7 protein-coding genes and 2 pseudogenes are annotated in these 13,570 nt (G+C 64.6%); 5 read left to right on the top strand and 4 right to left on the bottom strand.

What is annotated here, in order from left to right:
- Window positions 1-62: 62 nt before the first annotated feature.
- Complete coding sequence (gene alkB, locus H9K75_RS08595; protein ID WP_187725446.1) at window positions 63-716, bottom strand: DNA oxidative demethylase AlkB; 654 nt, start codon at window positions 714-716, stop codon at window positions 63-65.
- Between the two features lie 105 nt (window positions 717-821).
- Here alkB and H9K75_RS08590 point away from each other — a divergent pair.
- From H9K75_RS08590 to hmgA, 4 genes and pseudogenes are all read left to right on the top strand, one after another.
- Window positions 822-1,987 (top strand): annotated as a pseudogene (locus H9K75_RS08590) (acetyl-CoA acetyltransferase).
- Window positions 1,984-3,513 carry an AMP-binding protein gene (locus H9K75_RS08585; RefSeq protein ID WP_187725445.1) on the top strand — a complete coding sequence of 510 codons (1,530 nt, stop codon included), beginning with the start codon at window positions 1,984-1,986 and terminating at the stop codon, window positions 3,511-3,513. Before H9K75_RS08590 ends, H9K75_RS08585 begins: the two are co-directional and overlap by 4 nt.
- A 63-nt stretch (window positions 3,514-3,576) precedes the next feature.
- Window positions 3,577-4,239 (top strand): DsbA family oxidoreductase, encoded by a 663-nt coding sequence (locus H9K75_RS08580; protein WP_187725444.1) that lies wholly within the window; start codon window positions 3,577-3,579, stop codon window positions 4,237-4,239.
- A gap of 23 nt (window positions 4,240-4,262) precedes the next feature.
- On the top strand, window positions 4,263-5,588 hold the full coding sequence (gene hmgA / locus H9K75_RS08575; RefSeq protein ID WP_187725443.1) for a homogentisate 1,2-dioxygenase: 1,326 nt from the start codon (window positions 4,263-4,265) through the stop codon (window positions 5,586-5,588).
- A gap of 12 nt (window positions 5,589-5,600) precedes the next feature.
- Here the strand turns inward: hmgA and H9K75_RS08570 are convergent, their stop codons facing one another.
- From H9K75_RS08570 to H9K75_RS08560, 3 genes and pseudogenes are all read right to left on the bottom strand, one after another.
- The gene (locus tag H9K75_RS08570) at window positions 5,601-6,095 is read right to left on the bottom strand and encodes a CreA family protein (RefSeq protein WP_187725442.1); all 495 of its coding nucleotides are present in this window, start codon (window positions 6,093-6,095) and stop codon (window positions 5,601-5,603) included.
- Window positions 6,096-6,124: 29 nt separating this feature from the next.
- A complete protein-coding gene (gene cphA, locus H9K75_RS08565) occupies window positions 6,125-8,698 on the bottom strand; it encodes a cyanophycin synthetase (protein WP_187725441.1) in 2,574 nt (857 codons plus the stop codon).
- 59 nt (window positions 8,699-8,757) lie between these two features.
- Window positions 8,758-10,931, bottom strand: a pseudogene (locus H9K75_RS08560) (cyanophycin synthetase).
- A 236-nt stretch (window positions 10,932-11,167) separates the two neighbouring features.
- Here H9K75_RS08560 and H9K75_RS08555 point away from each other — a divergent pair.
- Window positions 11,168-13,525 carry a cyanophycin metabolism-associated ABC transporter gene (locus H9K75_RS08555; RefSeq protein WP_187725440.1) on the top strand — a complete coding sequence of 786 codons (2,358 nt, stop codon included), beginning with the start codon at window positions 11,168-11,170 and terminating at the stop codon, window positions 13,523-13,525.
- The last annotated feature ends 45 nt before the right edge of the window (window positions 13,526-13,570 follow it).

The raw sequence follows: 13,570 nt of genomic DNA, 5'->3' as shown, positions 1-13,570 counted from the left end.
CCATAACCCCTGGCCTCCATAGCCCTACCTGAAATGGGGAGACATCAGGGCTTTTCGAGTCGTCATGCCGCCTTGCGCATGGTGATGTTGTAGCGAAAGCCCGGCGCTTGCTGCGATCCGCCCTGGGCCACGGGTCGCACGCCGTGAAAGCGCAGACGATCCACGCCGCCCCAAATCAGCACGTCTCCATGTTCGAGAGGAATTGTGCGATAGGGATCGGAGCGCTTGTCACCGCCCCACAGAAAAACAGCCGGCAGGCCCAGGGAAACCGAGACGATGGGTGCGCCGAAATCGCGTTCGTCGCGATCCTGATGAAGCGACAGCCGCGCCCCCGGAGCGTAGCGATTGATCAGGCAGGCATCGGGGTCGCCAGCCGACGCAAAACCGGCAAGCTCTCTGGCGCGCATGGCGAGCCGCAGCCAGCGCTCCGGAATGGCGGGCCACGGTTGGCCCGATTCCGGGTCGGTGGGGGCGTAGCGATAGCCGCGCAGATCGCTGACCCAGCCCAGATCACCACAACTGCTGGTCGCCACCGACATGGCGCGGCCACCCGGCGTGACCATGTGCCGGAAGGGCGCGCATTGCGTGATGGTTTCGATGTCCCGCATCATCGCATCGGCATCCGCCAGTGCCAGGCCTTTCAGCAAAACCGCCTCCTCGCCCAGCCAGAGCGGTGCTCGCTGATGCGGGTCGTCGTCGAAGAGGCTGGCGGTCATGGCTGGTGTTAACCCTAGGGTAGTTGCGCGACTGTACGGGGCGCGCGGTGCTTCGTACCATGCACCCATTGAACCACCAACGCAACGCAATTCAAGGAGATCATCATGGGTGTATCGATCGTGGGCTGGGCGCATCTACCATTTGGCAAGCTGGATGGCTTGTCGCTGCAGGAGTTGATCACCAAGTCGGCAACCGGGGCCCTGCAACACGCGGGCATCGACGGCAGCGCCGTGGATGGGGTCTGGCTGGGCAACCTCAACGGCGGATTTGCGCCCGACATTTTCGCGTCGTCACTTGCGTTGCAGGCAGATCCGGCATTGCGCTGGAAGCCTGCCACGCGCCTTGAAAACGCCTGCGCCTCGGGGTCCGCCGCCGTCTATGCGGCGTGCGACGCAATCGAGTCCGGACGTGCGCGCATCGCGCTCGTGATCGGTGCCGAGAAAATGACGGCAGTGAGCGGCGCGGAAGTCACGCGCATTCTCGGCGACTGCGGTTATTCGGGCGAAGTGCAGCCGGGCGACGGAGGCTTTCCCGGCATCTTCGGCAGCATCGCGCAGGACTACTTTGCGCGCTACGGCGACCACGCGGCGACGCTTGCGCGCATCGCCGCGAAGAACCACGCCAACGGCACGCTCAACCCATGGGCGCACATGCGGCGTGATCTGGGTTTCGAGTTCTGCAACACCGTCTCGGAAAAGAATCCGATGATCGCCGCGCCATTGCGCAAGACGGATTGCTCGCTGGTCTCCGACGGCGCCGCCGCGCTGATTCTGGCCAGTGACGAAGCCATCGCGGACTTCGAGCGCGCCGTGAGTTTTCGCTCGCGCGCACAGGTCAACGACTATCTGCCGATGAAGGGGCGCGACGTGGTGCAGTTCGAAGGCCCGCGCCGTGCGTGGCAGCAGTCGCTGCAACAGGCGGGCTGTGTGGTGAATGATCTGTCGTTTGCCGAGGTCCATGACTGCTTCACGATTGCGGAGCTGCTGACTTACGAGGCCATGGGTCTCGCGGAGACGGGCCAGGGCCACCGCGTGATCGAAGACGGCACGGTGATGCGGGACGGACGCCTGCCGGTGAATGCGTCCGGGGCCTCAAGGCCAAGGGCCATCCGATCGGCGCGACCGGCGTGTCGATGCATGTGCTGTCGGCGATGCAACTGACCGGCGAGGCCGGCGACATCCAGGTGCGCGATCCCAAACTGGGCGCCGTCTTCAACATGGGCGGCTCGGCCGTCGCCAACTATGTGAGCGTCCTGGAGCGCACGCGATGAACATTTCGCAGTTGCTTCATCGAGCAGCACTCGCGCATGGTGAACGTCCTGCCGTGTTTTGCGGCGCAGAGCTGGTATGCGACTACCGCACGCTCGAAGACCGCGTGGCGCGGCTCGCCCGGCACCTGCGGGAGCGCTGCAAGGTGGGCCCGGGCGACCGCGTGGCCATTTTTTCCGCCAACTGCACGCAATATCTGGAGGCCCTGCATGCGATCCATTGGGCGGGTGCAATCTCGGTTCCCGTGAACTACAAATTGCACAGCAAGGAGCTTGCCTACGTTCTCGAGAACTCCGGCGCGCGCGTCGTTTGCGTCTCGGCCCAGTTGCAGTCGGCGGCAATCGAGGCCGGTGCGCACGAAGATGATCTGCTCGTGTTCGGTACTGCTTCATGGCAGGCCTGGAGGAGCGCGGGCGAACGCCTCGCCATGCAGGAAAAGAACGCCGACGAAACGGCATCGCTGTTCTATACCTCGGGCACGACCGGTCGGCCCAAGGGCGTGATGCAGACGCACCGCAACCTGCTCGCTGCCACCATGGCGTATTTCACCGACGTGGACGACGTGCAGGCGCATGACGCGATGGTCTACGCGGCGCCCATGTCGCACGGCGCGGGTCTCTACAACTATGCACACATGCTGCGCGGCGCGAGGCATGTGGTGCCGGTGTCGGGCGGATTCGATCCGGCGGAACTCGTCGGACTGGCGGCCAGCATCGGGCATCTCAGCCTGTTTGCCGCGCCCACCATGGTGCACCGCCTTGTCGATCATGTGCGTCAGGTGCAGGCCGATGTGGGCGGCTTCAAGACGATTGTCTACGGCGGTGGACCCATGTACGTGGAGGACCTGCGCCGCGCGCTCGACACCATGGGCCAGAAGTTCGTGCAGATCTACGGACAGGGCGAGTGCCCGATGACGATCACGGCATTGTCACGCGCGCAGATTGCCGACTCCGCGCACCCGCGCTGGTCCGAGCGCATCGCTTCGGTGGGCCGCGCGCACGCGAATGTCGAAGTGCGCGTGGCCGGCGCGAATGACGTGGCGGTGCCCACCGGCGAGCTTGGCGAAGTCGTCGTGCGTGGTGATCCGGTGATGGCCGGTTACTGGGGCAACGAATCGGCCACGCAGGCCGCGTTGCGCGATGGCTGGCTGCACACGGGCGACATCGGCAGCCTCGATGCGGACGGCTTTCTCACGCTGCGTGACCGCTCCAAGGACGTGATCATCTCCGGCGGCTCCAACATCTATCCGCGCGAAGTGGAGGAGGTGCTGCTGCTGCACCCGCAGATCAGCGAAGTGGCGGTGGTGGGCCAGCGCGATGCGGACTGGGGCGAGGTCGTGATCGCGTTTCTCGTGGCGCGCGATGGCGCCCGGCCCGGCGACGACGAACTCCACACGCTGTGCCTCGACCATATCGCGCGCTTCAAGCGACCCAAGGCATATCGCTTTGTCGATGCCCTGCCCAAGAACAGCTACGGAAAGGTGCTCAAGACCGAGTTGCGCAACCGGCTCGAAATTCAACCCTGCTGAGGCTTGGGCTTCGCGTCAGGACTACGATGCGGACAGATTCAACCCGATGACTGGAGCCATGCGATGACTGCGCCCAAGACCCTGAAGATCGATTTCGTCTCCGACGTTTCCTGCCCGTGGTGTGCCATCGGCCTGCATGCGCTCGAACAGGCGGCCGAGCGCGTCAAGGACCAGGTGCGGCTCGACATGCATTTTCAGCCGTTCGAGCTCAATGCCGACATGGTTCCCGAAGGCGAGGACGTGATCGAACACCTGCAGCGCAAGTATGGCGCTCCGGCCGAGCAGATGCGCCAGAACCAGCGCGCCATCACCGACCGTGGGGCGGACCTGGGCTTCACGTTCAACATGGACAAGCGCCGCCGCGTCTACAACACCTTCGATGCGCATCGGCTGCTGCACTGGATTGACGAACAAGGTTCGAGCGAGCAGCAGCGTGCGCTCAAGCACGCGCTGTTCAGCGCCTATTTCACCGAAGGAGAGAACCCAAGCGATCACGCCGTGCTGCTGCGCATCGTGCGCGAGCAAGGGCTGGACGAGGCGCGCGCGAAGGAGATTCTCGAATCCGACGAGTACGCCCGCGAGGTGCGCGAGCGCGAGGCGTTCTATCACCAGCACGGCATCAACTCGGTGCCCGCCGTGATCATCAACGACCGCCATCTGATTCAGGGCGGACAGCCCGTGGAGGTGTTTGAGCAGGCGCTGCGCAAGCTGGCCGGGCAGGTTTGAGTTTCAAGCACGGAGACAGCGCCATGGACTCTTCACGCATCACGGCGAATCGCCCCCTTGCCTACCAAAGCGGCTTCGGCAACGAGTACGCCAGCGAAGCAGTCGAGGGAGCGTTGCCGGGCGGGCGCAACAGCCCGCAGCGCGCGCCGCTTGAGCTGTATGCCGAGCAGCTTTCGGGCACGGCATTCACTGCGCCGCGTCGCGACAACCGGCGCAGTTGGCTGTACCGCCGTCAGCCGTCGGTGGTGGCGGGGCGGTATGCGCCGTACGCGCAGCCGCACTGGCAGACCGGTGGCGACCGCGACATTGCCGTGCCGCCCGAGCCGATGCGCTGGCACCCTGCGGCGATCCCGGCCGAGGTGGCGGACATCGACTTCATCGACGGCGTGCGCACCATGATGGCCAATGGCGATGCGGACGCGCAGATCGGCGTCGGCGTTCACATGTATGTGGCGGGGCGCTGCATGGAGCGACGCGCGCTCATCAATGCCGATGGCGAGATGCTGATCGTGCCGCAGCAGGGGCGCATCGTCGTCACCACCGAGATGGGCGTGCTCGATGTGAGTCCCGGCGAGATCATTCTGGTGCCGCGTGGCGTGGCGTTCAAGGTGGCGCTGCCCGACGGCGTTTCGCGCGGCTACATCTGCGAGAACTACGGGGCGCAGTTCCGTCTGCCGGAGCTGGGGCCGATTGGCTCGAACGGGCTGGCCAATGCACGGGATTTCATGGCACCCGTCGCCGCGTTCGAACACGAATCGGCAGGTGGCTACGAGCTTGTGAAAAAATTCGGCGGGCGTCTCTGGAGCGCCCCTGCGAAGAGTTCACCGTTCAACGTGGTCGCGTGGCATGGCAACCTCGCGCCGCTCAAATACGACACGGCAAACTTCATGACGATAGGCTCGATCAGCTTCGATCACCCTGACCCGTCGATCTTCACCGTGCTGACCTCGCCGAGCGACACGCCCGGCACGGCCAACTGCGACTTCGTGATCTTTCCGCCGCGCTGGCTGGTGATGGAAGACACCTTCCGCCCACCCTGGTACCACCGCAACGTGATGAGCGAATTCATGGGACTGGTCTACGGCGAATACGACGCCAAGCCCGGCGGTTTCAAGCCCGGCGGCGCGAGCCTGCACAATCTCATGGTGCCGCATGGACCCGATGAAGAGGCCTTCGACAAGGCGTCCCATGCGGCACTCGCGCCGCAGAAGCTCGATCACACGCTGGCCTTCATGTTCGAGAGCCGTTACCGCTTCATTCCCACGCAGGCGGCGCTCGACAGCCCCGAGCTGGATCGGGACTACGCGGAATGCTGGGTCGGGCTCAAGGACCAGTTCGGCGGGCGCTGAACGCGCAGCCGCTTATTTCTTCACCGGGATCGGCGTGGAATGCGCCACCGGCACGGCAGACACCGAGTTCTGCGGCGAACCGTCGATGAGCTTGTCGGAGTAGGTCAGGTACACGAGCGTGTTGCGCTTGGGGTCCACCATGCGCACCACGTTCAGGCGCTTGAAGAGAATCGAGATGCGCTCGCTGAAGACTTCTTCCTTTTGCCGGATGGGCTGAGGAAAGCTGATGGCACCCACCTGATGGCACGAGATCGACGCTTCGGCGCGATCTTCCGCGAGACCGAGCGAACCCTTGACGCCGCCGATGCGGGCACGCGAGACATAGCAACTCACACCCTGCACGGCCGGGTCGTCATACGCCTCGACGATGATGTCGTGGTCGCGTCCGAGCAGCTTGAAGGCGGTGTCCACGGTTCCGATCTTTTCGCCATCGGCGGCGCAGGCTGCAAACGACAGCGATGCCAGCACAATGGCCGACAGCAGGGACCTGCGGATGGAGGCGTGCATGATGGTGTGTCGGTTTCCCTGTTGCGCGCTCATTTGGCTTCGGAGACGCGCTTGTTCAGATGTTCAAGCGCTTCTTCCACCTGATCCACGAGCACGAGGCTCAGATCGCCCGGTTGCAGCCGCTCGAGCGCGTGATCGATGGCGATGAATTCGCCATGGATTTCGGTGCTGTAGGTGGTGCGTGGTGCGCCTTCGAGACCCTGCTTGAGCAGCGCCAGTACCTCGCCGTCTTCACGACCGCGCTGGCAGGCATCCTGATACAGGATCACGTCGTCGAAGTACTGGCCGAGGATGCGTGTCTGCTCGACGATGTCCTGATCGCGACGGTCTCCGGCACCCGAGATCACCACGCTGCGGCGCTTGGCAGGCATGGCCTGAACGGCCTGCGAGAGCGCGCGGATGGCATCGGGGTTGTGGCCGTAGTCGGCGATCACGGTGGCGCCCTTGTACTCCATCACGTTGAAGCGCGCGGGTGCGTTGTCGCTGTCGCTCATGAAGCCCGCGAGGCCGCGGCGGATCGTCTGCCATGGCAAGCCGCAGGCCCACGCGGCACCAATGGAGGCCATCACGTTCTCGACCTGGAAGGTGATCAGGCCGCCGCGCGTGATCGGAATCTCGCGCATCGGAATGCTCTCGCGCCATGAACCTTCGGCGGCCACGATGTTGTCGCCGTCCACGTACACCACACGGTTGCCCTGCGCGCGATGCGTGGCCATGACGGGGTGGTGGCGGTCGGCCGCGAAGAAGATGACCTTGCCGGGGCAGACCGCAGCCATCGCGGCGACCAGCGGATCGGCGGCGTTCAGCACCCCGTATCCCGAAGGAGCCACGTTCTGCACGATCACGCGCTTGAGCACGGCCACGTCTTCCACGGTGGTGATGAAATTCAAGCCGAGGTGATCGCCTTCGCCCACGTTGGTGACGACGGCGACCTGGCAGCGGTCGAAGCCGAGGCCCTCACGCAGAATGCCGCCGCGCGCGCACTCGAGCACCGCCGCATCGGTTTCGGGATGGGCCAGCGCATTGCGCGCGCTGCGCGGGCCGGAGCAGTCTCCGCTGTCGATCTGGCGACCGTTGACGTACACGCCGTCGGTGTTGGTCATGGCGGTGCGCCAACCGTGCGATGTGAACAGATGCGCAATCACGCGGGTGGTGGTGGTCTTGCCGTTGGTGCCGGTGACCGCGACCAGCGGAATGCGGCCGTCCTGACCCGGTGCGAACAACTCATCGACCATCGGCACGCCGACGTTGCGCGGCTTGCCGAACGAGGGCGCGAGGTGCATGCGAAGGCCCGGGGCGGCGTTCACTTCGACGATGCCGCCGTTCTGTTCTTCGAGCGGCTTGAGCATGGTTTCGCAGACCACGTCCACACCGCAGATGTGCAGGCCGATGGTCTGCGCGGCCTCGATGGCGCGCGCTGCCACTTCGGGATGCACGTCGTCGGTCACGTCGGTGGCGCTGCCGCCGGTGGACAGGTTGGCGTTGTTGCGCAGCACGACGCGCTGGCCCTGCGCGGGCACGGACTCGGGCGTCAGGCCTTCGGTGGCGATGCGCGCGATGGCGATGTCGTCAAGGCGAATCTTGGTGAGAGCCGTGCCATGACCCGAGCCCCGGCGCGGGTCGCGGTTCACGATCTCGACGAGTTCGCGGATGTTGTGCTGGCCGTCGCCGAGCACCTGCGGCGGCTCGCGGCGCGCGGCCGCAACGAGCTGGCCGCCGACCACCAGCAGGCGGAAGTCGTGGCCCGGCAGAAAGCGTTCGACCATCACGTCGTCGCCGAATTCCTCGGCCACCTTGAATGCGGCCTCCAGACCTTCGCGCGTGGTGATGTTCACGACCACGCCCTTGCCCTGGTTGCCGTCCTGCGGCTTCACGACCACGGGCAGGCCGACTTCCTGGGCCACGGTCCACGCGTCCTCGACGTCCTTGACCGGACGGCCGAGCGGCACGGGCACGCCAGCCGCGTGCAGCAGCCGTTTGGTGAGGTCCTTGTCCTGCGCAATGGACTCGGCCACGGCGCTGGTCTGATCGAGTTCGGCGGCCTGGATGCGCCGCGCCTTGGAGCCCCAGCCGAGCAGCACCAGCGAGCCCGAGGTCAGTCGGCGAAACGGAATGCCGCGCGCGACCGCCGCATCCACGATGGAGCCGGTCGAGGGGCCGATGCGCTCGTCCTCGTCGATTTCGCGCAGGTCGGCAATCGCCTTGTCGGCGTCGAACGGCGTGTCGTCGAGCGCGGCGCGGATCAGCGCCTCGGCGTACTCCATGGCCTTGCGGCCCACGGCTTCTTCGGTGTATTCGACGACGACCTGATAGGTACCCGGCTCCATGGTGGAGTGCGTGCGGCTGAACGTCACGGGGCAACCGGCCTGGGCCTGGAGCGACAGTCCTGCCAGCTCCAGCACATGAGCAATCGACAGGCGCTGATCGGCGCCATGAGGCTGGAGTATTCCGATCTTCGGAAAGCGCGCACGCAGGCGGTCTTCAAAACCGGCGATGTCGGAGTACACGCATTCATTGGAGTCGCAATGCACGACGGCCTCGATGGCCGTGCTGCGGGTCCAGAGATTCGGGCCACGCAGGGCTCGTACGCGGGTAACTTGCATGTTTTGTTCTTTCTTTTGGGGCGCCGCCGCCGGGAACCAGTCCCTGGGCGGAATCGGTCTCAGATCTCGTTGTACTCGAAGGTTTTGATGCCTGCGCCGATCAGGTCCGGCGCGATGTCCATCGACCACGCGGTGGCAATGGCGGCCAGCAGCGCCGGGGTGTCGGGCTTGCGCGCGCCGGGCAGGGACAGCGCGTCCAGCGTGCCCAGGACGCGCTCCTGTGCGCCCGTGGCCAGTACCACCTGATTGGCGCGCACGAACACGGCGCGGCCCTCGGCGTTCTCGGCGCGGTGTTTGGCGATGTGTTCGTTGTCGGCGTTCATGGAGTAGAACAGCACTTCGCCGTCGCACAGACGGGCCAGATCGGCCACCTGTTCGATGTCGGCATTGAGCACGCCGGCGCCCTCATCCAGCACCACGTCGATCTGCGTGCGCATCACGCGGGTCATCTGTCCCTGCTCGTGCACGTCGTGGTCCTTGAGGGTTTCGAACCCGTCCATGTCCGTGACCACACCGACCAGGCAGCGGTCGTAGGCCAGGCCTTCTTCGAGGATCGAACGAGCGGTGGTCTCGATCACGGCGGCCTGAGCCAGCCGGTTGGTGAGCAGGCGATGTGCGCCGGCCCAGTTGGCGGTGTTGGTCTTCTGCGTCTGGCGATTGTTCAGGAACATGCCCTGTTCGCTGGCCACGCCCGTGTGCTTGCCCGAGAGCTGCAGCAGCCAGCCGACGAGTCGCGCAACGAATGCGTTTTCACGCGTGCCCACAATGCCGACCACGGGGATGCGGCCCGCACCAGTGCCGTCCTCGGTGGTGGGAAACAGGTGTTCGACGATGGCCTGACCCACGGGGCGAGGCGCGCCGCTGGTGGGCTTCAGATGCATGAGCAGGCCCGGGCCGGCATTCACTTCGAGGATCGCGCCCTGGCCCTTCATCGGCTTGGAAACGTCCTGCAGGATCATGTCCATGCCGGCGATGTCGAGGCCGACGATCTTCGCCGCAAGCGTGGCGTAGTAGGCGACGTCCGGGTGCACTTCGTCCGTGCAGTCGATGGCCATGTTGCCGTTGCGCTGTAGCAGGATCGACTCGCCCGGCGCAGGCACGGACGTGGGCGTGACGTTCTGGCGCTTGAGTTCGAGCTTGACGGCCCCGGCATCCAGATTGATCCAGTCGAGCGGGTATTCCTGCTCGGGCCCACGGCGCGGGTCCTGGTTGACCACGGCGACCAACTCGGCGAGCGTCGACTTGCCGTTACCGGCGACACTCACCGTTTCGCCACGGCAGGCCGCGACCAGCTTGCCGCCGACGATCAGCAGGCGATGCTCGATGCCATCGATGAACTTCTCGACGATCACATCCGAGCCTTCGGGCTGGGCCAGCGCGAACGCGGCCTTGATGTCGTCTTCGGCGTGCAGGTCCAGCGTGACGCCACGCGCGTGATTGCCGTCGGACGGTTTCACGGTCACGGGGAAACCGATGTCCTGCGCGACCTCCCAGGCCTCTTCGGGTGAATGGACGATCTGGCCTTCGGGCACGGGCACGCCGCAGGCCGCGAGCAGGCGCTTGGTGAAGTCCTTGTCCTGCGCAATGCCTTCGGCGATGGCACTGGTCTGGTCGCTCTCGGCGGTCCAGATGCGGCGCTGGGCAGCGCCGTAGCCCAACTGCACCAGATTGCCGTCGTTCAGGCGGATATGCGGAATGCGGCGATCACCCGCCGCATCGACGATGCTGCCGGTGCTCGGGCCAAGGTAGCGGTCGTTGATCTCGGTCTTGATCGCCTGGATCGCGGGCTTCAGATCGAAGGGCTGATCGTTGATCGCCGCCATCAACAGCTTGTGGCCGTAGGCGAGCGCCGTGCGGGCGACGGTTTCCTCGGGCAGCGGAACACCATGCGGTAGACGCCGCGCTGGGAAATCTCGCGCGTCTGGCCAAATTCCGCGGGCATGCCGGCGAGGTTGAGCAGCTCGATCACCACATGCTCGAGCACATGGCCCATCCAGGTGCCTTCCTTCAGGCGCAGCAGAAAGCCGCCGCGCTCGCCCACGCCGCAGTGGTGCTCGATCAGATCGGGCAACCAGGCCGTGAGCCGCTCGTTGAGTCCGGGGATTTTGTTGGACGGGTAGTCCTCCAACTCTCCCAGATCCAGCCATACCTCGAGTACGGGGCGATAGGTCCAGACGCTGGGGCCGCGCAGATAGGTGGTGCGCAAGAGTTGAATATCGTTGAATGTCGCCATGGATTGCAACTAGTGAATTCTTGAAACGCCAAATTGGAAACCGGATTGTCGATGACCAAATGACCACAACGGATGCATTGTGCGCGTTAATTGCGACTTGAGTGACGGGATGTCAGCCTGAGACGGGGCACGCGCGTTGACAGAAGATATCGCCTTGCCGCCCCTGATGTCATGGACAATTCAGATATGGGCACTATCAGTGTCTTGAAAGTGCCTAGGGCCGAAAAATAAACCAAATGCAAAATCACCGCCATCCTGTGGACGCTGCCGGCGCCATGAACTCCGTCGCCGGCCAGCAATTGCGAGCAAAACTCGGTACTGATGAAAACGTGCTGGCGTCGCTCGAGGTTGACCTGACCCCCGATCTGCGCTTCGAAAAGGGACTGCTGGCCTTGACGGCGCAGCGTCTGGTTTTTCGCAATGCGGAAGGCACAATTCGGGACTGGATGATCGAGCCCGGCATGTCGCTGCGCCTGCTCGATCATGGTGGTGTGGGCACGCTGGAATTGCACGACGACCATCGTCGCCATGAACTGTGGCGCTTCACGCTGGCCCAGCATCCAGAGGCGCTGGTGCTGATGCAGAAATTCGACAAGATCGAGCGCCGTTTGCAGGCTCCGGGCAACGGCGCCCCCGTTCCGGCCGAATTAGACGAGGACGAAACGCTCTGCCCCACCTGCCACACGCCGCTGCCGCCCGACAGCGAAGAGTGTCCCGCCTGTGCGCGCCAACAGGCGCCGCAGACCTCGACCTGGGTGCTGCTCAGGCTCTGGAGATTTGCAAAACCTTACAAAAATCAACTGCTGCTCGGCTTCCTGCTGACGCTGGCGGCGACCGGGGCCCAGCTCGTCGCGCCGTATCTGACCATTCCGATCATGGACAAGATCCTGATCCCGTTTCAGAACGGCGAGAAGATCGATCCGAGTCTGGTCACGCTCTATCTCGGCGGGTTGCTCGCCTCGGCGGTCGTGGCGTGGATTCTGGGCTGGGCGCGCACCTTCGTGCTGGCCAAGGTGTCCGAGCGCATCGGTTCGGGCCTGCGCACCTCGACCTATGACCACCTGCTCAAGCTCTCGCTTGACTACTACGGCAGCAAGCGCACCGGCGATCTGATGGCCCGCATCGGCGCGGAGACCGACCGCATCAACCTGTTCCTGTCGCTCAATGCGCTCGATTTCGCCACCGACGTGCTGATGATGCTGATGACGGCGGCGATTCTCTTCTTGATCAACCCGTGGCTGGCGCTGGTCACGCTGGTGCCGCTGCCATTCATCGCCTGGATGATCCACATGGTGCGCGAGCGCCTTCGCACCGGCTTCGAGAAGATCGACCGCGTCTGGTCCGAGGTCACCAACGTGCTGGCCGACACCATTCCCGGCATCCGTGTGGTCAAGGCCTTTGCTCAGGAGCAGCGCGAATCCGACCGCTTTGCCGACGCCAATCTCGCGAATCTGCAGGCCAACGACCGGGTCAACAAGACCTGGTCGCTGTTCACGCCCACCGTGACATTTCTGACCGAAGTGGGTCTGCTCATCGTCTGGGGATTCGGCATCTGGCTGGTCTCCAAGGGCAGCATCACGGTTGGTGTGCTGACCGCGTTCATCGCCTACATCGGCCGTTTCTACAGCCGTCTGGATTCGATGAGCCGCATCGTGTCGGTCACGCAGAAGGCCGCCGCAGGTGCCAAGCGCATCTTCGATATTCTCGATCACGTGAGCAATGTGCCCGATCCGCAGAACCCCGTGCCGCTCAAGAACGTCAAGGGCTCGCTCACCATGGAAGACGTGAGCTTTCGCTACGGCAGCCGCTCGGTCATCAAGCATCTGGACCTGCAGATCAAGCCCGGCGAGATGATCGGCCTCGTCGGTCACAGCGGCTCGGGCAAGAGCACGCTGGTCAATCTGATCTGCCGCTTCTATGACGTGAGCGAGGGTTCGATCCAGCTCGACGGCGTGGACCTGCGCCGTATCGCGGTCTCGGACTTCCGTCGCAACATCGGTCTGGTGCTGCAGGAGCCATTCCTGTTCTTCGGCACGATCTCCGAGAACATCGCCTACGGCAAGCCGGACGCCACGCGCGAGGAAATCGTCGCCGCTGCCCGTGCGGCCCATGCGCATGAGTTCATCCTGCGCCTGCCTCATGGCTATGACTCGCTCGTGGGCGAGCGCGGACAGGGCCTCTCGGGTGGCGAGCGCCAGCGCATCTCGATTGCGCGCGCGTTGCTGATCGACCCGCGCATCCTGATCCTCGACGAAGCGACGTCGGCCGTGGATACGGAAACCGAGAAGGAAATCCAGAAGGCGCTCGACAACCTCGTGCAGGGCCGCACCACCATTGCCATCGCCCACCGCCTGTCCACGCTGCGCAAGGCCGACCGCCTCGTCGTCATGGACCGCGGCGAGATCGTCGAGGTTGGCCCGCACGACGAACTGATGGCGAAGGAGGGCGCGTACTGGCGTCTCTACATGGCACAGGCGCGCCGCGCCGAGGAAGATGCCGAAGCCGCTGGCGTCGTCATCGACGCCGCGTCGCGCGTCGATGCCACGGCCATCGCCAAGCCGGTGCATGAGAACCGGTCCTCCGTGCAAATCTGAGCAGCCAGCTAGAGACTCAAGAAAGACAGAAAGAGCGCAGACAAC

The organism is Diaphorobacter aerolatus, assembly GCF_014489535.1.
Classification (GTDB): Bacteria; Pseudomonadota; Gammaproteobacteria; order Burkholderiales; family Burkholderiaceae_C; genus Diaphorobacter_A; species Diaphorobacter_A aerolatus.
Note: the sequence above shows the minus strand (reverse complement) of the source record. Positions and strands in the feature narration are given on the sequence as shown.